This window comes from Streptomyces sp. BA2 (assembly GCF_009769735.1).
Classification (GTDB): Bacteria; Actinomycetota; Actinomycetes; order Streptomycetales; family Streptomycetaceae; genus Streptomyces.
On record NZ_WSRO01000002.1, the window covers coordinates 5,663,120 to 5,681,209 of the forward strand.

The 18,090-nt window shown below is 71.3% G+C and carries 16 protein-coding genes; 12 read left to right on the top strand and 4 right to left on the bottom strand.

Features of this window, described 5'->3' with window-relative positions:
• The first annotated feature begins 65 nt into the window (after positions 1-65).
• The 3 genes from E5671_RS28410 to sucD all read left to right on the top strand — a co-directional run bounded on the left by E5671_RS28410 (position 66) and on the right by sucD (position 3,520).
• Complete coding sequence (locus E5671_RS28410; RefSeq protein WP_160506734.1) at positions 66-1,040, top strand: hypothetical protein; 975 nt, start codon at positions 66-68, stop codon at positions 1,038-1,040.
• 394 nt (positions 1,041-1,434) lie between these two features.
• Positions 1,435-2,613, top strand: coding sequence for an ADP-forming succinate--CoA ligase subunit beta (gene sucC, locus E5671_RS28415; protein ID WP_160506735.1), 1,179 nt, complete (start codon positions 1,435-1,437; stop codon positions 2,611-2,613).
• 22 nt (positions 2,614-2,635) lie between these two features.
• Complete coding sequence (sucD, locus tag E5671_RS28420) at positions 2,636-3,520, top strand: succinate--CoA ligase subunit alpha (RefSeq protein WP_160506736.1); 885 nt, start codon at positions 2,636-2,638, stop codon at positions 3,518-3,520.
• A gap of 110 nt (positions 3,521-3,630) precedes the next feature.
• Here sucD and E5671_RS28425 read toward each other — a convergent pair whose 3' ends face one another.
• Positions 3,631-4,857, bottom strand: coding sequence for a helix-turn-helix domain-containing protein (locus E5671_RS28425; protein ID WP_160506737.1), 1,227 nt, complete (start codon positions 4,855-4,857; stop codon positions 3,631-3,633).
• Positions 4,858-5,007: 150 nt separating this feature from the next.
• Between E5671_RS28425 and E5671_RS28430 the strand changes: the two genes are divergently transcribed.
• The gene (locus E5671_RS28430; protein ID WP_160506738.1) at positions 5,008-6,612 is read left to right on the top strand and encodes a cell division protein PerM; all 1,605 of its coding nucleotides are present in this window, start codon (positions 5,008-5,010) and stop codon (positions 6,610-6,612) included.
• 593 nt (positions 6,613-7,205) lie between these two features.
• Here E5671_RS28430 and E5671_RS28435 read toward each other — a convergent pair.
• Entirely contained in the window at positions 7,206-8,024 is an 819-nt protein-coding gene (locus E5671_RS28435; RefSeq protein ID WP_160506739.1) for a hypothetical protein, read from the bottom strand.
• Between the two features lie 266 nt (positions 8,025-8,290).
• On the opposite strand from E5671_RS28435, the gene purN reads away from it, so the two are divergent.
• Positions 8,291-8,920 carry a phosphoribosylglycinamide formyltransferase gene (gene purN / locus E5671_RS28440; protein ID WP_160506740.1) on the top strand — a complete coding sequence of 210 codons (630 nt, stop codon included), beginning with the start codon at positions 8,291-8,293 and terminating at the stop codon, positions 8,918-8,920.
• Positions 8,917-10,485 carry a bifunctional phosphoribosylaminoimidazolecarboxamide formyltransferase/IMP cyclohydrolase gene (gene purH, locus E5671_RS28445; protein WP_160506741.1) on the top strand — a complete coding sequence of 523 codons (1,569 nt, stop codon included), beginning with the start codon at positions 8,917-8,919 and terminating at the stop codon, positions 10,483-10,485. The genes purN and purH overlap by 4 nt, the downstream gene beginning before the upstream one ends.
• A 65-nt stretch (positions 10,486-10,550) precedes the next feature.
• On the opposite strand, the gene E5671_RS28450 is transcribed toward purH, so the two are convergent.
• Complete coding sequence (locus E5671_RS28450; RefSeq protein WP_160506742.1) at positions 10,551-11,180, bottom strand: hypothetical protein; 630 nt, start codon at positions 11,178-11,180, stop codon at positions 10,551-10,553.
• Between the two features lie 266 nt (positions 11,181-11,446).
• Between E5671_RS28450 and E5671_RS28455 the strand changes: the two genes are divergently transcribed.
• The 5 genes from E5671_RS28455 (at position 11,447) to E5671_RS28475 (ending at position 15,774) form a co-directional block, all read left to right on the top strand.
• Positions 11,447-12,313 carry a bifunctional methylenetetrahydrofolate dehydrogenase/methenyltetrahydrofolate cyclohydrolase gene (locus tag E5671_RS28455; protein WP_160506743.1) on the top strand — a complete coding sequence of 289 codons (867 nt, stop codon included), beginning with the start codon at positions 11,447-11,449 and terminating at the stop codon, positions 12,311-12,313.
• Positions 12,314-12,333: 20 nt separating this feature from the next.
• Positions 12,334-12,912, top strand: a complete 579-nt coding sequence (locus E5671_RS28460) for a DUF3017 domain-containing protein (RefSeq protein ID WP_160506744.1) — start codon at positions 12,334-12,336, stop codon at positions 12,910-12,912.
• 234 nt (positions 12,913-13,146) lie between these two features.
• The gene (locus E5671_RS28465) at positions 13,147-14,301 is read left to right on the top strand and encodes a sensor histidine kinase (RefSeq protein WP_160506745.1); all 1,155 of its coding nucleotides are present in this window, start codon (positions 13,147-13,149) and stop codon (positions 14,299-14,301) included.
• Complete coding sequence (locus E5671_RS28470; protein WP_160506746.1) at positions 14,302-14,988, top strand: response regulator transcription factor; 687 nt, start codon at positions 14,302-14,304, stop codon at positions 14,986-14,988.
• A gap of 261 nt (positions 14,989-15,249) precedes the next feature.
• The gene (locus tag E5671_RS28475) at positions 15,250-15,774 is read left to right on the top strand and encodes a helix-turn-helix domain-containing protein (RefSeq protein WP_160506747.1); all 525 of its coding nucleotides are present in this window, start codon (positions 15,250-15,252) and stop codon (positions 15,772-15,774) included.
• Positions 15,775-15,804: 30 nt separating this feature from the next.
• On the opposite strand, the gene E5671_RS28480 is transcribed toward E5671_RS28475, so the two are convergent.
• The gene (locus E5671_RS28480; protein ID WP_202121288.1) at positions 15,805-16,350 is read right to left on the bottom strand and encodes a peptidoglycan-binding domain-containing protein; all 546 of its coding nucleotides are present in this window, start codon (positions 16,348-16,350) and stop codon (positions 15,805-15,807) included.
• 355 nt (positions 16,351-16,705) lie between these two features.
• Here E5671_RS28480 and E5671_RS28485 point away from each other — a divergent pair, with 355 nt between their 5' ends.
• On the top strand, positions 16,706-17,842 hold the full coding sequence (locus tag E5671_RS28485; protein ID WP_160506748.1) for an XRE family transcriptional regulator: 1,137 nt from the start codon (positions 16,706-16,708) through the stop codon (positions 17,840-17,842).
• Positions 17,843-18,090 lie beyond the last annotated feature (248 nt).

The window sequence follows — 18,090 nt, forward strand, 5'->3', positions numbered from 1 at the left end:
CTGCCCGCCGACCGGACGTATCCGGGTCGGATTCACAGCCAGAGTTCGAAGGATCTGAAGCACGCATGAACAAGAACATCCGTCGTTCCATCGTCATAGCCGCCGGTGTCACGGGCGCCTGGGCGCTCGGTTCCGCCGCGGCCAGCGCGGACGAGCTGCCGCAGCAGCACTCCGTCGCCCTGCCGGACAACGCGTCCGCCACGGTCGCCGACGTCACCGGTGACATCGAGCGTGACGTCGCCGACGTCAAGGGCGAGGCGAAGTCCACCGTCACCGAGGCGAAGTCCACCGTCGCCGAAGCGAAGGCCGCCGCTCCCGAGGCCGCCGCCCCCGAGGCCGACCTCCCCAAGGCCCCCGCGGTCGACACCCCGGACGTCACCGCCCCCGACGTCACCACCTCCGACGTCACCACCCCCGAGGACTCCGTCGACTACCTCTTCGGCCCGCTCTCCGCCTTCGCCCCGGAGGTCGAAGCCGCCGCGACGGAGGCCCCCGCGACCGCCACGAAGACCGCCACCCCCATCGCCGACGAGACCGCCGCAGCCGTGCTGCCGCCGGTCGCCGCCACCGCGGTGGACGGTGCCGTGCCGGTCGCCGGGCAGGCGGTCGGCGACGCCGGCTACCTGGCGCAGGGCGTGGTCGGCGACGTACAGCCGTTCGCGGGCGGGGTCGTCGGCGAGGTCCCGCCGTTCGCGCAGGGTGTCGTCAGCGATGACGTACAGCCCTTCGCGGGCGGTGTCGTCGGCTCGGTCTCGCCGTTCGTGCAGACCGTCACCGACCAGGTGCGGCCCGTCGTGCAGGGCGTCGGCGGCAGCGCGGAAGAGCTCGCGTACGGCGTCACGGGCGACGTCCACCCCTTCGCGCACGGTGTCGCCGGCCAGGTCTCGCCGTTCGCGCAGGACCTGACGGGCACCGTCACCCCCGACGCGCAGTCCCTCGCCGGGAACGCCGTCACGGGCGTCCAGGGCGTGGCCGACTCGGTCACCCCGAGCTACCTGCCGACGTACGAGCAGGCGTACAACGCGACGTACGCCGTCTGACAGCCGGAGCGACAGCCGGAGCAACAGCTGGAGCAACAGCCCGTGCGGCGGCGCGGGCTGCCGCCCGCAGTGGCTGTTATGGCTGTAGCGGCTTCACCAGCGCTTCACCAGCCGTAACAGGAGCAAACGGGCGGCCCCTGTCACCACAGGGGCCGCCCGCCCTCTGTCCGCATCCGCAATCTGTGACAGTCATCACCGCCCAAATGTGATCTGCGATTTAGGGACCTACGGCCCACGGCGATAACCTGCGAGACGGACATGCCGCGTACCGGACTCCGTCCTACGCCTCCCTTGTGACAGCGCAGTCACGTTGCCCTCCGCGGCACGCCCACGCAGACAGCTGACCACAAAGCAGCGAGATCGCAGCGAGATCACGGAAAAGGGACGGACGCGCGTGGACCTGTTCGAGTACCAGGCGAGGGACCTCTTCGCCAAGCACGGTGTACCGGTGCTGGCCGGTGAAGTCATCGACACGCCTGAGGCGGCGCGCGAGGCCACCGAACGACTGGGCGGCAAGTCGGTCGTCAAGGCGCAGGTGAAGGTCGGTGGCCGCGGCAAGGCCGGCGGCGTGAAGCTGGCCGACAACCCGGACGAGGCCGTCGCTCGCGCGACGGACATCCTCGGGATGGACATCAAGGGCCACACGGTCCACAAGGTGATGATCGCCGAGCTGTCTCCCGAGATCGAGGCGGAGTACTACGTCTCGTACCTCCTCGACCGCACCAACCGCACCTTCCTCGCCATGGCGTCGGTGCAGGGCGGCATGGACATCGAGGAGGTCGCGGAGAAGACCCCCGAGGCCCTCGCGAAGGTCCCGGTCAACGCCGTCGAGGGCGTGAACATCGAGAAGGCCCGCGAGATCGTGGCCCAGGCGAAGTTCCCGGCCGAGGTGGCCGAGGGTGTCGCCGAGGCGATGGTGACCCTGTGGGACACCTTCGTCGCCGAGGACGCGCTCCTCGTCGAGGTCAACCCCCTCGTCAAGACCAAGGACGGCCGCATCCTGGCCCTTGACGGCAAGGTCTCGCTCGACGAGAACGCCGACTTCCGCCAGGCCGACCACGAGGCCCTCGAGGACAAGGACGCAGCCAACCCGCTCGAGGCTGCTGCCAAGGCCAAGAACCTCAACTACGTGAAGCTCGACGGCGAGGTCGGCATCATCGGCAACGGCGCGGGTCTCGTCATGAGCACCCTCGACGTCGTCGCGTACGCCGGTGAGGCGCACGACAACGTCAAGCCCGCCAACTTCCTCGACATCGGCGGCGGCGCCTCGGCCGAGGTCATGGCGAACGGCCTGGAGATCATCCTCGGCGACCCGGACGTCAAGTCCGTCTTCGTCAACGTCTTCGGTGGCATCACCGCGTGCGACGAGGTCGCCAACGGCATCGTCCAGGCGCTGGAGCTCCTCAAGTCCAAGGGCGAGGAAGTCACCAAGCCCCTGGTCGTGCGCCTCGACGGCAACAACGCGGAGCTGGGTCGCAAGATCCTGAGCGACGCCAACCACCCGCTCGTGCAGCGCGTGGACACCATGGACGGCGCGGCCGACAAGGCCGCCGAGCTCGCGGCCGCGAAGTAAGGGAAGAGGTTAAGACACCACCATGGCTATCTTCCTCAACAAGGACAGCAAGGTCATCGTCCAGGGCATGACCGGTGCCACGGGCATGAAGCACACCAAGCTCATGCTGGGTGACGGCACGAACATCGTCGGCGGCGTGAACCCGCGCAAGGCGGGCACGAAGGTCGACTTCGACGGCACCGAGGTACCGGTCTTCGGCTCGGTCAAGGAGGCCATGGAGGCCACGGGCGCCAACGTGTCCGTCCTCTTCGTGCCGCCGGCCTTCTCCAAGGCCGCCGTCGTCGAGGCGATCGACGCCGAGATCCCCCTCGCCGTCGTCATCACCGAAGGCATCGCCGTCCACGACTCCGCCGCCTTCTGGGCGTACGCGAAGTCGAAGGGCAACAAGACCCGCATCATCGGCCCGAACTGCCCCGGTCTCATCACCCCGGGCCAGTCGAACGCCGGCATCATCCCGGGCGACATCACGAAGCCGGGCCGCATCGGTCTGGTCTCGAAGTCCGGCACGCTGACGTACCAGATGATGTACGAGCTCCGTGACATCGGCTTCTCGTCGGCCGTCGGCATCGGTGGCGACCCGGTCATCGGCACGACGCACATCGACGCCCTCGAGGCGTTCGAGGCCGACCCCGACACCGACCTGATCGTCATGATCGGCGAGATCGGCGGCGACGCCGAGGAGCGTGCGGCGGACTACATCAAGGCCAACGTGACGAAGCCGGTCGTCGGCTACGTCGCCGGCTTCACCGCGCCCGAGGGCAAGACCATGGGCCACGCCGGCGCCATCGTCTCCGGCTCCTCCGGCACGGCTGCCGCGAAGAAGGAAGCGCTTGAGGCTGCGGGCGTCAAGGTCGGCAAGACGCCGACCGAGACGGCGAAGCTGGCGCGGGCGATTCTGGCCGGCTGAAGCTTGGCCTGAGCCTTTGAAGGTGGGCCCGCATCTCTCTCACGAGAGGTGCGGGCCCACTTTTTTTGTCTGCACGCTGACTGTGGCTGGTCGCGCAGTTCCCCGCGCCCCTAACGGAGCTGCGGTGTCAGTCTCTCCGGGCCGCTCGACAAGTCCTCGCGCAGCTTCTTGTGGAGGATCTGGTCCGCGTACGTCAGGTGCCCCGGGCCCATCCGGGGCGGTACGCCGCTGATGGCCTTGCCCGGGGCCTGGGGTGGCTCGTAGTGCGTGGGGGCCGTTCGCAGGGTGAGGGCCGTCGCGCCGACGATCAGGGCGGTGAAGGCGATCGCCGCGCGGGTCCAGAACCGGGCGCGGTGCTCGCTCCCGGTGCGTACGCGGCCCGCGTTCGGGGGGCGCAGTTTCTCCGCTCTGCAGAGTTCGCCGAGGCGCTGGGGCAGGGCGTCGGGCGTCGCCGCGAGTTCGGGGAGCTTCTCGGCCATCGTCTCGCGCGCGTTGAGGAGACGGTTGGCCGCCGCGGGCGTGCTCGCCTCCGTCTCGGCCGCGGTCTCGGGCAGGTCGAGCCCGACGCCGTCGTAGAGCAGGAGGGTGCGGCGCTGCGCGGGCGGCAGGCTCATCAGCACCTTGAGGAAGGCGCGGTCGGCCGCCTCGGCGGGCGGGGCGTCGGGCTGCCGGTGGGTGGGGCGGAGGCGGTGCCAGGGGGACATCGCGTACTCGTACGCCGCCGCGCGGACCCAGCCCGCCGGGTCACGGTCGACGGCGACCTCGGGCCAGCGCTGCCAGGCGAGCTGGAAGGCGCGCTCCACGGACTCCTGGGCGAGGGTGCGGCGGCCGGTCAGGAGGTAGGTCTGGCGTACGAGGCCGGGGGCGCAGGTCGCGCAGAGCGTGTCGAAGGCTTCGGCGGGGGTCGCCCCCGGCGTGGGCGCGGACGGCTCCGGTTCGGGCTTCGCCCCGGCCTTCGGCTCGGGCCGGGCGACGGCCGGTGCGCCTGCCACTGGCTCGGGCGGGGCGTGGCCGTTCATCGCCGCGCCCACCGGGATGCGCTCGGGGGACTTGCCGCCCTTGGTGTCGACGGCCGAATCCGGGTCCTTGGCCCAGCTGGGGCGGCGTACGGAAGGTTTGTCGGCGACCGTCTGCTCGTTCGCGATCTCGGCCAGCAGCTTCGCGTAGATGCCACGCCTGCGGCCGCTCGGAGTCGAGCGGCCCGACTCCCAGGAGCGGACGGTCTCCCGGGTGACGCCCACCTTCGCGGCGATCGCGGCCTGGCTCAGGTGCTTCGCCTCGCGCAGACGCCGGCGTTCCTTGGGGGACGGCAACGGGGTGGCAGGGCTCTGGGTCATGTCGGACTCTCCGCGCCGTGGGCCGTGGGCCTTCGTGCGGCGGGCAGCAGGGCGCGGCCGATCCGCCGTACGAAAAAGTACATAAACGTATATTGAGCGACACATCCGGTATTCGCCTGTTACGGGGAGAAAGCGCGTGTCGTTGGGAGCATGGCGGGTGTGACTCAAATCACCGACCGCAGCTCACCGTTGCCGCCCCTCAAGCCGCTGATCGAGCGGGCCCGTGACCGCTCACCCGGACTGGCGACGTGCCTGTTCGGCGGCGCCGTCGCGGCCGGGCTCGGCCTGGGCTCGTGTGCCGTCCTGGTGATGGTCCTCTGGATCAGCTCGCCCTATCCGGACAGCGGGCCCGACGGGGCGCTGCACGTCGCGGCCTCGGTGTGGCTGATCGCCCACGGCACGGAGCTGATCAGGACGGACACGCTCTCCGGGGCTCCCGCGCCGGTCGGTGTCACGCCCCTGCTCCTGATGGTGCTGCCGGGCTGGCTCGCGCACCGGGCGGCGCGGGACGCGGCGGATCCGGAGGGGCGGGGCCTGGCGCCGCGGACCGCGTGGTGCGGGGTGGTGGGCGGCTATCTGCTGGTCGGCGCCGCCGCGACGCTGTACGCCGCCGGGGGCGAGCTGCGGCCGTCGTGGCCGAGCGCGGTCATGCACCTGCCGGTGCTGGTGGCGGGTGCGGCGGCGGTGGGGGTGTGGACGGCGATCGGGCGGCCCCGGAAGCCGCTGCCGGGCGTGGTGCGGGGCGGTCTGAGCGCGCTGCCCACGGCGGTACGTCCCTTCCTCGTACGTCGACACGTCCGCGCCGTCACGCGGGCCGGAGCGGCGGGGGCGGTGGTGCTCGTCGGCGGTGGAGCGCTCCTGGTCGCGGTGTCCCTCGCCCTGCACGGCGGCCTGGCGAGGGCGTCGTTCGCGCAGGTCACGGACGTGTGGTCGGGACGCTTCGCGGTGCTGCTGCTCGCCGTGGCGCTGGTGCCGAACGCGGCGGTGTGGGGTGCGGCGTACGGCCTCGGCCCCGGCTTCGCGCTCGGCACGGGGGGCGTGGCGGGGCCGCTCGCGGTGACCTCGGGCCCGATGCTGCCGGCGTTCCCGCTGCTCGCCGCGGTACCGGCGGAGGGGCCGGGGTCGCCGTTGACGTGGGCGGCGGGCGGGGTGCCGCTGGCGGCGGGGATCGCGGTCGCGTGGTTCACGGCGGGGGCGGCGGCGCCTGTCCGCGGGGAGCGGGACGGGGCGTGGTCCCGGGGGCGGACGGCGCTGGTGGCCGTGGCGGCGGCGGCGCTGTGCGGGGCTTCCATGGCGGGGCTCGCGGCGCTGGCGGGAGGCCCGATGGGGGTGGCCGCCCTGGCCGACTTCGGGCCGGTGTGGTGGCAGGCGGGGCCGGCGGCGCTGGGGTGGACGGGGGCGGTGGGGGTGCCGTTCGCCTTGCTGGCGCGGGCCTGGCGCTTGCGGACGCGGCGGGCTGCGCCCCGCTGGACGTGGCTGCCGAGCCTGCGGCTGCGGGGCCTGCGGCTGGCGAGGCCACGTCTTCCCCAGCTGAACCTGCGGGCCCCTCGTCTGCGCCTCCCGCGGGTCCCTCGCCGCCGGCAGAAGCCGGTGCCGCCGGCGCTGCCTGCGCCGGAGCCGTTCGAGCCTTACGACTTCCTGCCTCATTCGCCTGCGGCGGGCGTGACGGACGACTGGCACAGCGAGGCGTCCCGCGAGGCTCGCTGGGCGGCCCTGAGAAACGCGAACCCGGAGGAACGGCCTCCGGGGGCCTGAGGGGGCGGGGCGCTGCCGGGGGCGCAGGGGCGCAGGGGCGCCGGGTGCCTGTGCCCCTGCGGCGCGGGCGGGCGGGGCCCCGCTGTGCCCCTGCCGCGCGGGGGCGGGTTCGCCTGTGACCCTGCGGCGCGGCCCCGTGGGGCCCTGCCGCGGGGGCGCCCGGCTGCTCCCGCCCCGCCACCAAGCCCGCCGCTTCGCGGCGGATCTTTCCCGCCCACCCACCCGATTACCCCGCAGTGCCCCGGCCTCGCGAAGCGGGCTCAGGTGGCGGAGGTGCAGAGGCTGCGGGGCAATCGGGTGGGTGGGCGGGGAGAACCCGCCGCGAAGCGGCGGGCTTGGTGGCGGAGGCGACAGACGCTGCGGGGCAATCGGGTGGGTGGGCGGGGAGAATCCGCCGCGAAGCGGCGGGCTAGTGAAGCCGACCCACAGGCGAGAAAAATAGCCGGGCCCGCCCCGCCCAGGCAGGCCCCAACCAAGTCAGCCCCCGGCCAGGCCAGGCCAGCTCAGCCCCAACCAGGTCAGCCCCTGCCCCGGCCAGCCAGGCCAGGGCCCCGGGCAAGGCCAGCCCCGGCCAGGCAGGCCCCCGGCCAGGATCAGTCGCGCTCTGCGAGCAGAGGGCGCAACTGCTTCGGCAGGAGGTCTTCGCACTGCTGCTTCGACTGGCTCGTGAGCGCGTCGTTAACGCACGTGTAGTAGTCCCGGTACACCAGCTGCGCAGCGAACGTCGCCGCCACCATCGCCAGAGCCAGCGACGCCGTCACCAGGCCGCTGACCGCCGCCGTGGTCTGCGGCTTCGTGCTCGCGGGGTCGGCCGCGGGCTGCTTGGTGACCGGCGCCGTCGGGTCCGGCTGCTTCGGCTTCGCCCGCAGCGAGCTGATGCCCCAGTTCAGCGCGAGCGCGCCCAGGAGCAGGGCCACGTACCGCCAGCCGAAGAGGGCGAAGAAGAAGGCCCACATGCCCGAGAGCAGGGCGTACCGAGCGCGGCGCTGAGCCGGGTCCGTCGGGTCCCAGCGCATGCCGCCGCCGGTGCCGGAGGGCCCGTCGGGGCCCTGCCCGCCCTCCTTGCCGGGGCGCTCGCCGAAGCCGCCGCCCTGGGAGCGGCCGGGCTGCCGGTCGCTCCACTGGCTGCCCCAGGGGGAACGCCCCCGGCCGTCCGACGAGTCGGGGCTTTCGCCGCCGTTGCCGGGGCGGGGCCGCCACGGTTGGTCAGGGGTTCCCTCCGGCGGCGGCGCGAAGGGGTTGTCGTCGTCCTTCTTCTTCCCGGAGCCCGAGGAGTCGGAGGAACCCGAGTCCTGGGAGCCCTGCGGCGGGGACGACGGGCGGCCGTCGCGCAGCAGCGTCGAGCCGCGCTCCCCTGCGTGCGTCGAACCGAACGCGAAGGACAGCGGGAGGCGGAGGCTACGGTCCGGCATCAGGTGTGCGTCTTCCCCTTGGTCGAGCGAACTTGGCGAGCGAGCTTCTGGACGGTGTCCACGTCGGCGTCCACCTCGGCGTCCACGTCGGTGTGACGTTCTGGTGCAGACGCTACCTTCCGGCCGCGCCCCCGTCCCGTGAGGGGCCGCACCGTGTGCCGGTATCGTTGCTGACGGTCGGCCGCTTCGTAGAGTTCCCCGTATCGCGGGGGGCGAAGCCTTTGTACGACCCTACAAAGACGCACCTCCCGAGAAAGGGCCCCGCTGTGGCCAAGAGCCCTGTGGCCAAGCGCCTCGTCGTGCTGGTCTCCGGATCAGGTACGAATCTGCAGGCTCTGCTCGACAAGATCGCCACGGACGGGGCGGCGGGATACGGCGCCGAGATCGTCGCGGTCGGCGCCGACCGCGACGGCATCGTCGGACTCGAACGTGCCGAGAACGCGGGGATTCCCACGTTCGTCTGCCGGGTGAAGGACCACGCCACGCGCGACGAATGGGACGCGGCTCTCGCCGAAGCGACCGCCTCGTACAGCCCCGATCTGATCGTGTCGGCCGGGTTCATGAAGATCGTGGGGAAGGAATTCCTCGCTCGGTTCGGCGGCCGGTTCGTCAATACGCACCCCGCCCTGCTGCCCAGTTTCCCGGGGGCCCACGGTGTGCGCGACGCGCTCGCGTACGGCGCGAAGGTCACGGGATGCACCGTCCACTTCGTCGACGACGGCGTCGACACCGGCCCGATCATCGCCCAGGGCGTGGTCCCGGTCGGGGATGAGGACGACGAGAGCGCTCTGCACGAGCGCATCAAGGAAGTCGAGCGAAGGCTGCTCGTCGATGTCGTGGGGCGTCTGGCCCGTAACGGCTACCGCATTGAGGGACGAAAGGTACTTATCCCGTGACCGCCGAAGGTACGCACGGTTCGCAGCGCCCGATCAAGCGCGCGCTCATCAGCGTCTATGACAAGACCGGGCTCGAGGAGCTCGCGCGCGGTCTTCACGAGGCCGGCGTCGAGCTCGTCTCGACCGGTTCGACCGCCGCGAAGATCGCCGCCACCGGGGTGCCCGTCACCAAGGTCGAGGAGCTGACAGGGTTCCCCGAGTGCTTGGACGGCCGGGTCAAGACGCTGCACCCGCGCGTGCACGCCGGGATCCTCGCCGACCTGCGCCTCGACGACCACCAGCGCCAGCTCGCCGACCTCGGCGTCGAGCCGTTCCAGCTGGTCGTCGTGAACCTCTACCCCTTCAAGGCGACCGTCGCATCCGGCGCGACGCCCGACGAGTGCGTGGAGCAGATCGACATCGGCGGCCCCTCGATGGTCCGCGCCGCCGCCAAGAACCACCCCTCGGTGTCGGTCATCACGAGCCCCGACCGGTACGCGGACGTGCTCGCCGCCGTCCGTGACGGCGGCTTCGACCTGACCGCACGCAAGCGCCTCGCTGCCGAAGCGTTCCGCCACACCGCCGAGTACGACCTCGCGGTCGCCTCCTGGTTCGCGGACGACTACGCGTCGGACGGCACGGACTTCCCCGAGTTCATCGGCAGCGCGTACGCCCGCAAGAACGTCCTGCGCTACGGCGAGAACCCGCACCAGGGCGCCGCCCTCTACGTCGACGGCAATGGAGGCCTCGCCGAGGCCGAGCAGCTGCACGGCAAGGAGATGTCGTACAACAACTACACGGACACGGACGCCGCGCGCCGTGCCGCGTACGACCACGACGACCCCTGCGTCGCGATCATCAAGCACGCCAACCCCTGCGGCATCGCGATCGGCTCGAACGTCGCCGAGGCGCACCGCAAGGCGCACGCTTGTGACCCGCTCTCCGCGTTCGGCGGTGTGATCGCCGTCAACCGCCCGGTCTCCAAGGAGATGGCGGAGCAGGTCGCCGACATCTTCACCGAGGTCATCGTCGCGCCCGAGTACGAGGACGGCGCGTTCGAAGTCCTCACCAAGAAGAAGAACATCCGCGTCCTGCGCTGCCACCAGGCGCCGTCCAACGCGGTAGAGGTCAAGCAGATCGACGGCGGCGCGCTCCTCCAGGTGACCGACCGCCTCCAGGCCGACGGCGACAACCCCGCCAACTGGACGCTCGCCACGGGCGACGCGCTCAACGCGGGCGAGCTGGCCGAACTGGCCTTCGCCTGGAAGGCATCACGCGCGGTGAAGTCCAACGCGATCCTGCTCGCCAAGGACGGCGCGTCGGTCGGCGTCGGCATGGGTCAGGTCAACCGCGTCGACTCGGCGAAGCTCGCCGTCGAGCGGGCGGGCGAGGAGCGCGCGCACGGTGCGTACGCCGCGTCGGACGCGTTCTTCCCGTTCCCCGACGGCCTGGAGATCCTGACCGCCGCGGGCGTCAAGGCCGTGGTGCAGCCGGGCGGTTCGGTCCGTGACGAGCTGGTGGTCGAGGCCGCGAAGAAGGCGGGCGTGACGATGTACTTCACGGGTACGCGGCACTTCTTCCACTGAGCGATACCTGTGCAGAGCGGTGGCCGCGCCCCCAAGGGCGCGGCCACCGTTGCTTTGCTCTCGCCTCAGTAGCGGGGACGGGCGAACCAGGCGGTGCCGCTGGGCACGACCGGGGCGATCGTGATGATGACGCCGAAGACGACCCAGATCAGCGGGAAGATGATCGCGCTCGCGAAGCCGGAGTCCAGGCCGACGAAGAGCCCGATCAGACCGAGGATGGTGCCGAGGGCGCCGTACACGACGGTGGTGATGCGCACACCCTGCGCGCCCTTGCTGAACTTCACGCCGAGCGTGATCGAGAGGGCCGCGAGGCCTGCCGCGATCAGGGCCACGACGATGAGGATCCCGGCCACGGCGTCGCCGCCGTCACTGACGGCGCCGAACCCGTAGTCGTCGGCACTGTCCGAGACATCGCTGGCGATGGCGCCGATGTACAGGTAGATGATCGCGGCGAGTATCTGCACCGCCGAGATCAGGAACAGGAAGACGCGGGCCGTCATCAAAAGCCCCGGCATCGACTGCTGCATCATGTTGCCGCCGCCGCCCGGGTAGCCGGGGTAGGCCGGCTGCTGGGGGTAGCCGTAGCCCTGCTGCGGCGGGACGCCGGGCGGGGCCTGGGGGTAGCCGTAACCGGGAGCGGCCGGGGGCTGCTGGGGCGGCTGCCCGTAAGGGTTGTTCGGGTCGCCGTAACTCATGGCGGTCTTCCTCCGTCGGGTAGTGCGGGGACGACGCGGCACATCACGGAGGAAAGTTCTACAGATGCGGTCCGTCCCCCCGACACTGCCCGCGGCACTGTGCCGCATATCGTTCTTTAGGCCAGGCTTATTTGTCCAGCCGCATTCCCTATGTGTTGTGCAAGTGCAACAGAGCTGGTCAGGTCTCGGGACACAGCTGAGACACAGCCGGCCCGCAGGGGCGACCTGATTGGTACCGGGCGGGTCTCATCCGGGAAGATGGAGTCATGACCGCCCAGATTCTCGATGGCAAGGCCACCGCAGCCGCGATCAAGTCCGAACTGACCGCCCGCGTGGCGGCCCTGAAGGAGAGGGGCTTCACGCCCGGCCTCGGGACTGTTCTGGTCGGTGACGACCCGGGCAGCCAGAAGTACGTCGCCGGGAAGCACCGCGACTGCGCGCAGGTCGGCATCGCCTCCATCCAGCGCGAGCTGCCCGCGACCGCGACGCAGGAGGCGATCGAGGCCGTCGTCCGCGAGCTCAACGACGACCCGGCCTGCACCGGTTACATCGTGCAGCTCCCGCTGCCCAAGGGCATCGACGAGAACCGCGTCCTCGAACTCATGGACCCGGACAAGGATGCCGACGGCCTGCACCCGATGAACCTCGGCCGCCTCGTCCTGAACGAGCCCGCCCCGCTGCCCTGCACGCCCTACGGCATCATCCAGCTCCTTCGCCAGTACGGCGTGGAGATCAACGGCGCCGAGGTCGTGGTCGTCGGCCGCGGTGTGACGATCGGCCGCTCCATGCCGCTGCTGCTCACCCGCCGCTCGGAGAACGCGACGGTGACGCAGTGCCACACCGGTACGCGCGACCTGTCCTTCCACCTGAAGAAGGCCGACATCATCGTGGCCGCGGCGGGCGTGCCGCACCTGATCAAGCCCGAGGACGTGCAGCCGGGCGCCGCGGTCCTGGACGTCGGCGTCTCGCGCGACGAGACCGGAAAGATCGTCGGCGACGTGCACCCCGGCGTCCGCGAGATCGCCGGGTGGATCTCGCCCAACCCCGGCGGTGTCGGCCCGATGACGCGCGCCCAGCTGCTCGTCAACGTCGTCGAGGCAGCCGAGCGCGCCGCGTCCGCCGCCGCGAGCTGAACCGGGAAAGGGTGAGCCCTATGAGCGCCGAACCTGATCAAGGGGCATCGCCTGCCGACGCCACCAAGGCCGACGCCACCAAGGCCGACGTCACGAAGGCCGATGTCACGAAGGTCGACGTCGCAAAGGCGGGCGTCACGGAGGCCGAGGCCGTGGAGGACACCGAGGCCAAGGGTGCCGTCAGCTCTCCCGGTCCCGACGGGCCGAAGAAGACCACGCGGCGTTTCCCCCTCCTGACCCGGGACACCGCGCGGCCCGAGGGCGGCGGCCGGGCCGCGGGCGGCGACGCCCCCGCGCCCGCCCGGCAGTGGCCGCTGCTCACCGTGCTCTCGACGGTGGGGCTCGGGCTGCTGCTCACGGCCTTCGACGTGTTCCGCGTCGGCACGATACTGATCGGCCTCGCGCTGATCGCGGGCGCCGTCATGCGGTGGGCGCTGCCCGGCGTCGGCATGCTGGCGGTGCGCTCGCGCTTCACGGACATGGTCACGTACGGTGCCCTCGGCCTCGCCATCGTGCTGCTCGCGATGATGGCGCAGCCGGATCCGTGGCTGGAGATCCCGTTCCTCGGCGACACGCTGCACCGGACGATCACTACTTGACGGCGAGCGTTTCGCACGCCATGGCCGCGGCCCGTCCTCTCCCCCCGTGTGAGGACGGGCCGCGGCTCTGTCTCGCCCTTGCCCGAGAAGCTACGGCGTAGGGGCGGGGGGAGTCGTCCCGCGCGGGGTTGAGGTTTCGGCACGTCCCACGGAGTACGGCCGTGGTTCCTGCAACTTCCGCTGTACCGCCGTAGTTTGACGTTCCGGTGCCCGCACCCGGGCTACGCTGCGGCGATGCGGATCCGCCCCCTCGTCGCCGACACGTCGATCGCGGTCGCCCTGACCACCGTCGCCGTGCTCCTCGGGCAGGAGTCGGTGCGGCAGGGGTGGCCCGAACTCGACGTGCGGGGTTACGTGTTGGTGGCGCTCGCCAATCTGCCGGTCGCGTGCCGCTCCAAGGCGCCGCTCGCGGTCCTGCTCCTGGTGCACGTGGTGTGGGCCGGGTACGTCACCCTCGGCTACTGGCCCGTGGTGAACACCTTCGCGCCCATGCTCACCGTCTACACGGTCACGTCCCTGCGGCCCGCCCGCGTCTCCGTCCCCTGCGCCGCCCTGATGAGTGCCGTCTGGATCTACGCGGGCCTGGTGAGCGAAGGCGCGTCCATGGCGTCCGTGGTCGGACAGGCCATCGGCTTCCCCCTGGTGATCTGGCGGTTCGGTCACCTCGCGCGCCGTTCCGCGAAACTGGCCAGGCAGCTGAAACGTGAGCAGGACGAGCGGGCGCGGCGCGAGGTGGCCGAGGAACGCGGGCGCATAGCAAGGGAGTTGCACGATGTCGTGGCGCATCACATGTCCGTGATATCCGTGCAGGCGGGCCTCGCGAAGTTCGTCTTCGCCTCCGATCCCGCCACCGCCCACGCCGCGCTCTCCACCATCTCCGGCACCAGCGGCGAGGCGCTGGAGGAGCTGCGCCGCATGCTGCGGGTGCTGCGGGCGCAGGAGGAGGGCGACGGCGCGCCCGACGCGCCGATGCCGGGACTGGCGCGGCTCGGCGAGATGATCGAGCGGGTGCGGGCCGGGGGAGTCGACGTCGAGCTGCGTGTCGAGGGGACACCGCGCCAGCTCGCTCCCGGGATCGAACTCTGCGCGTACCGCGTGGTCCAGGAGGCCCTGACCAACGTACTGAAGCACGCGCGAGGAGCCGGCGCGGCGGTCGAACTGCGTTACCAGCCACACCATGTGACGGTTTCGGTCACCAATGACGGGGAGGGGGTGATTCCGGACAGAGTGAGCACAGGGAGCGGCCATGGGTTGATTGGGATGCGGGAGCGGGCCAAGCTCTACGGCGGGACGATCAGCATCGGCCCGCGGAGCGAGGGAGGGTTCGCCGTGCGACTGACTCTGCCGACGTCCGCGCAGGCCGCATCGCAGGGGGACGACGCGACTTAGATGACCAGGGTGCTCGTGGTCGACGACCAGTTCCTCATCCGGGCCGGATTGGTGGGGTTGCTGCGCGCCGCGCCCGGCATCGAGGTCGTCGGTGAGGCGGGCGACGGTGCGGAAGCCGTCGCGCTCGCCGCGACGACCCGGCCCGACGTGGTCCTGATGGACATCCGCATGCCCGGCATGAGCGGCATCGTGGCCACCGAGAAGATCCTCGCCGAGGCCCCCGAACCACCGCCGCGCGTCCTGGTGTTGACCACGTTCGATCTCGACGAGTACGTGTACGGGGCGCTGCGGGCCGGAGCGTCGGGCTTCCTGCTCAAGGACTCCGGGCCCGAGCGCCTGCTCGCCGCGGTGGCCGCCGTCGGTGGCGGCGACGCGCTCTTCGCGCCCAGCGTCACCTGCCGCCTCGTCGAGGCCTTCGCCCGGCAGGCCGGTGCGGGAGCCGGGGGTGACTGCGCGGAGCCGCCGCCCGATCTGCGGGCGCTGACCCTGCGCGAGGTCGAGGTCCTGAAGCTGATCGCGACGGGCCTGTCCAACGCGGACATCGCCGACCGCCTCTACATCAGCGAGGCCACCGTCAAGACCCACCTCAACCGGACGATGTCCAAACTCGACCTGGACAGCAGGGCGCAGGCGGTGGTGGTGGCGTACGAGACGGGCCTCGTCACGCCGGGCGGCGGCGGCCGCTAGCGTCAGAGGAACTGAGACGGCGCCCGTCCTCTCCCCCGTGGGAGGACGGGCGCCGCCGGTCTGTGGGGGGCCGCTCCAACGGGATCTAGCGTCATGCCCCCGCCAATTCCGTACAAGGGATGCCTTGCCCCTGTGGCAGGGAGGTGACCATTCCGCAACGGTGTTCCCGGCCCGCAACAGGGGGTGGACCGGCGCGGAGGGAACCACTTCGGGTCACCCCGCCGTCATGGGGGCAAACTGGGCCCATGCTGGGGGTGAAGCATGAGTGCTGCCTGGCGGCCGCTTCCGGAGGCACTTCCGCCGGAGGTACGGCATTTCGTGGAGCAACTGCGGCTGCTCAAGGACCGCACCGGCCTGAGCCTGATCGCGCTCGGCAAGGAGACGGCCTACAGCAAGTCCTCCTGGCAGCGTTACCTCAACGCACAGCAGCCACCGCCCCGGCAGGCGGTCGCGGCGCTGTGCAAGGTCGCGGGGGAGGACGGCGAACGGTTCTGCGCGCGCTGGGAGGTGGCCGTCCGCGCCTGGCCGCGGGGCGGTGCGGGCGGCACGGAGCCCGCCCCGGGCGTCGTACTGAGCAAGGCGGCCAAGACGAGTAGGGCAGGCAAGGCGGGCAAGACGAGCAGGGCAGGCAAGACGGGCAAGAGTGCGCCCCCTGCGTGGTCCAGAGGGCCACGGCGGCCGTCGCGTGCCCGCTCGGCGTGGACGTGGCGCTCCACCGCCGCGGTCACCACGCTCCTCGTCCTCGCGGCGCTGTTCGAAGGGCTGCTGAGATTCCTCATGCGCTAGATGCGCTAGCGCATGAGCTGGGGGTGGGGGTCAGCCGCGCCAGTTGTACGCCGCCTTCTTCCACTTTCCGTCGATCTTCACGTAGTACGTGCCGGAGAGGCGCTTGAAGCCGACGTCGTGCTTGTAGCCGCTGTAGGTGACGTGGCCGCCGCCGGCCGGGCCGTTCAGGAAGTCGTCAGCGACGCCGAACGTCTCCTTGCCGACGATGCCGTCCACGTCCTCGACGTCCTCGCGCTGCTGCCACCACTTGGTGGCCGACTCGGTCTTCCGGCCGAAGCTGCCGTCGATGTCCCACTTCTTGAACGTGTGCCGCTTGCCGTTGCTGTCCTTCCACTTGGCCCCGTCCGCGTACAGGACGGACTGCCAGAGGCGCGTGGCGTTGCTGTTCGCGTGGCTGTGGCGCGACAGTTCGCCCTCGTCGCCCCAGTCGTTGTACGCGGCACCCTTGCCGTCGACGACGTGCGGCCCACTGGCCTGCGCGAGCGACGCGGTGCCGCCGAGCGCGATCGCCGCCCCCGCCGTCACGGCCACCGCCGAGCCGATCAGCCGCTTCGGCCTGCCCTTGCTGATGCGCATGTATTCCCCCTAGGTGGTGCGTTGACGTCTTCGATGCTTCCTCCCGGAGGCATTCCACAAAAGGGTCAACCGACGCATTCGGGACGCTTTGGGACGTCCCAGGCCGCTAGCTGGGGTTCCGCATCGTGGAGCGGGACAGCGATGGGACACTGGACGCCGGACCGCACGGAGTGCGACGGTGCACGCCAGTGGCCCGAATCCTCCCGTGCGCCCCCGGTCCGGGAACTGACATCCTGACTTTTGGCATCCCTCTGGGTAGCCCATGACAGGGAGCAGCGGGGGCTGCCTCATGGGCAGAGCGGGGGGAACCACGCGCGGGGGCACGTTGGCACGTACGGGGGGAATAGGGGGAGTAATGCCTCGTTGGAAGGCACTACCGGATGAGCTGGATCCGGAGGTCAGGGAGTTCGCCAGTCAGCTGCGCAGGCTCGTCGACCGCAGTGGTCTGAGCATCGCCGCGGTGTCGGACCGCACCGGGTACAGCAAGACGTCGTGGGAGCGCTATCTGAACGGGCGGCTGCTCGCTCCGAAGGGTGCGATCGTCGCGCTTGCCGAGGTGACGGGCACCAATCCCGTTCACCTCATCACCATGTGGGAACTCGCCGAGCGCGCGTGGAGCCGCTCCGAGATGCGGCACGACATGACCATGCAGGCGATCCGGATCTCCCAGGCGCGGGCCGCGCTCGGCGAGTTGGGTCCGAATCCGCCCAAGGGCAAGAGCAAGGGCGCGGGGAGTGGCGGCACGGCGCGCAACGGCGCCGCGGGCGCGGGTGCCGGTGCCGGAGCCGGTGCCGGTGCCGGTGTCGGTTCCGTCGACCGGCCAGGGCGTACGGCAGGCCCCGGCGGCAGCGTCACCGGGGTCGCGGGCCCCGCGGGCGTCTCGCCGACGGTGCCGCCGCAGGCTCCGTCGTACGGACCTGGGGGCGGGGGCGACCAGGGCGTCGTCCTGGGGCCGCCCGGTACGCACGAGCCGGGCCATGGCGGTGACTCGCCCGACCGGCAGCGGCGGCGCAGGAAGCTGACGATGTTCCTGGCGGGCGTCGTCGGCGCGCTCGTCGTCATAGCCGCCGCGGTCTTCCTGACCGACTTCGGCAAGGACGACAAGGGCAACGAAGGCGCCAAGCCGCCGGCGTCGCCGAGCACGAGCGACAAGGACCTGCCCGAGGGCGTCGAGTGCAGCGGCAAGAGCTGCACGGGCAAGGACCCGGAGACCATGGGCTGCGGCGGCGAACTGGCCGCCACGACGACGCGCGCGACGGTGGGCAAGGCCCTGGTCGAGGTCCGCTACAGCAAGACGTGCGGGGCGGCGTGGGCACGCATCACGCAGGCGGCTCCGGGCGACAAGGTCACGATCTCCGGCGACGGAGCCAAGCAGAACGGGACCGTGAACGCGGACTTGGACGCGTACACGCCGATGGTGGCCGTCAAGGATGGTGCGTCGGCGGAGGCGTGCGCGACCCTCAAGGCGGGCCAGACCGGCTGCACGAAGTAGGCGCCCCGGGCGCAGGGGGTGACCGACGGGAGATGGCGGCCACCATCTCAGGGGGGGAGCGTGGCGGCCGCCTGGGGGTGTGACCACTCCCGTGGGGGTACTGCTGCGTGTGCCCGCACTCGCCGAAGACATGCGTGTCGCCGCGCTGAACTTTTGCGGGATCACTGCACCGCCGCTTCGTGGCGGTTTTTCCCACAGTTTTCCCACAGATGGATCTCTGTGGGGCGGGCCACACCCTCCCGGGGTTC

Excerpts from the sequence above, each read along its gene's own strand:
- E5671_RS28410 (WP_160506734.1), top strand. The coding sequence starts at position 66 with ATGAACAAGAACATCCGTCGTTCCATCGTCATAGCCGCCGGTGTCACG.
- sucD (WP_160506736.1), top strand. The coding sequence starts at position 2,636 with ATGGCTATCTTCCTCAACAAGGACAGCAAGGTCATCGTCCAGGGCATG.
- E5671_RS28425 (WP_160506737.1), bottom strand. The coding sequence starts at position 4,857 with ATGACCCAGAGCCCTGCCACCCCGTTGCCGTCCCCCAAGGAACGCCGG.
- E5671_RS28430 (WP_160506738.1), top strand. The coding sequence starts at position 5,008 with ATGGCGGGTGTGACTCAAATCACCGACCGCAGCTCACCGTTGCCGCCC.
- E5671_RS28435 (WP_160506739.1), bottom strand. The coding sequence starts at position 8,024 with ATGCCGGACCGTAGCCTCCGCCTCCCGCTGTCCTTCGCGTTCGGTTCG.
- E5671_RS28450 (WP_160506742.1), bottom strand. The coding sequence starts at position 11,180 with ATGAGTTACGGCGACCCGAACAACCCTTACGGGCAGCCGCCCCAGCAG.
- E5671_RS28455 (WP_160506743.1), top strand. The coding sequence starts at position 11,447 with ATGACCGCCCAGATTCTCGATGGCAAGGCCACCGCAGCCGCGATCAAG.
- E5671_RS28460 (WP_160506744.1), top strand. The coding sequence starts at position 12,334 with ATGAGCGCCGAACCTGATCAAGGGGCATCGCCTGCCGACGCCACCAAG.
- E5671_RS28465 (WP_160506745.1), top strand. The coding sequence starts at position 13,147 with ATGCGGATCCGCCCCCTCGTCGCCGACACGTCGATCGCGGTCGCCCTG.
- E5671_RS28470 (WP_160506746.1), top strand. The coding sequence starts at position 14,302 with ATGACCAGGGTGCTCGTGGTCGACGACCAGTTCCTCATCCGGGCCGGA.
- E5671_RS28475 (WP_160506747.1), top strand. The coding sequence starts at position 15,250 with ATGAGTGCTGCCTGGCGGCCGCTTCCGGAGGCACTTCCGCCGGAGGTA.
- E5671_RS28480 (WP_202121288.1), bottom strand. The coding sequence starts at position 16,350 with ATGCGCATCAGCAAGGGCAGGCCGAAGCGGCTGATCGGCTCGGCGGTG.
- E5671_RS28485 (WP_160506748.1), top strand. The coding sequence starts at position 16,706 with ATGCCTCGTTGGAAGGCACTACCGGATGAGCTGGATCCGGAGGTCAGG.